Source organism: Leifsonia sp. KNZ12-8B, assembly GCF_056755495.1.
This window is the reverse complement of record NZ_JBPGXM010000257.1, coordinates 1-597: the sequence shown is the minus strand read 5'-3', so window position 1 is coordinate 597 and position 597 is coordinate 1. Positions and strand designations below refer to the sequence as shown.

The window sequence follows — 597 nt, the reverse complement described above, 5'->3', positions numbered from 1 at the left end:
GTGGTGGGGTGGGCGACGCACGCGGGATGGGCGGCGCAGGCCGGGTGGACGACGCAGACGGCGCGTGCGGTGTGGACGGCTGGTTGCCCCTCAGGGTGGCGACGAGGCCGTCGACGGGACGGCGCGCGAGGAGGGACGGGTCGAAGCCGCGGGCGCCGAGGCCCTCCTCGACTCCCGAGCGGAAGAGCGGGTCGGCGAAGAGTCCGCCCGCGAGCACGGCGGGAGTGTCGGTGTTCGCGAGGGCGTCCCTCCACTCGTCCCCCCAGGCACGACGGATCACGACGTCGGCGAGCAGCAGCACCTCCTCCACCGCGCGCGCCACGATGCGGTTCGCGACCGGGTCACCCTCCGCGGCCGCCTGGGTCACGACGCCGGCGAACGCCCCGACCTGCGACTGCGTCAGGCCGCCGTCACGGATGACGCGCCCGACGTCGGGCAGGGCGGGCAGCCCGGTCAGCTCCAGGATGCGCTCGACCAGGACGGTGCGCGGCCCCCGCCCGTCGGCGGCGCGGGCGGCGGCACGGACCGCTTCGCGGCCGATCTCGTCCCCGCCTCCCCAGTCGCCTGTGGGCCAGCCGAGCGCGGGAACGGTCGCCC

1 protein-coding gene is annotated in these 597 nt (G+C 77.1%); it reads right to left on the bottom strand.

Annotated elements, in window-relative coordinates; all coding sequences use genetic code 11:
- A partial coding sequence (locus tag ACR9ZG_RS18925; RefSeq protein ID WP_481286388.1) for a BadF/BadG/BcrA/BcrD ATPase family protein occupies positions 1–597 on the bottom strand: 597 nt, incomplete at both ends.